This window comes from Weizmannia sp. CD-2023, assembly GCF_036225245.1.
GTDB classification, from domain to species: domain Bacteria; phylum Bacillota; class Bacilli; order Bacillales; family Bacillaceae_C; genus Weizmannia; species Weizmannia faecalis.
Window position 1 is genome coordinate 1 of the sequence record NZ_JARTJQ010000161.1, and the last position, 561, is coordinate 561.

Genomic DNA, 561 nt, shown 5'->3' on the forward strand with positions numbered 1-561 from the left:
TCGTCACGGATTCAGGTTTTCAATAAAAACGGCATGTTCCCCTTAAAAAATACCAAAAAAAGACGATAAATTTACTAGACGGATTTGACAGGATTTAGGGTATTTTGATAGAACAAAGGCTAAAAGAATGAAATTTTAAATTTCAGGAACCCTCGAGCTGAAAGATCCAATTGGAAAGGAGATTGAAATGAAAAAAGGCTTAGTCATACCACTTTGTTTTGCAGTATTATCCACTCCTGCTTTTGATAAAACGGTACAGGGCGCTTCACTGACAAAATTCTTACATAGTTCAAGTGTACAAGCCGCAGCAAAAACAGAGACAAAATATGTCAATGTTGATGCGAATTCAAGCTTGACATTAAGAGCAAAGCCTTCAAAAAGTGCCGCCAAATTGGACAGCTTAAAAAAAGGAACAGCTGTATTGGTATACAATGTGTCTGATGGTTGGGCAGAAGTAAAATCCGGGACAAAAACGGGGTATGTTAGCGCGGAATATTTAACCAGCACAAAACCCGGCAGTACGGCAACGACAACGAGCACAACCAAAACAACGACGAAGTA

General features: G+C 39.0%; 1 protein-coding gene. It reads right to left on the reverse strand.

Features of this window, described 5'->3' with window-relative positions:
* Positions 1–135: 135 nt before the first annotated feature.
* A partial coding sequence (locus P9687_RS17380; protein ID WP_443089695.1) for a hypothetical protein occupies positions 136–561 on the reverse strand: 426 nt, incomplete at its 5' end.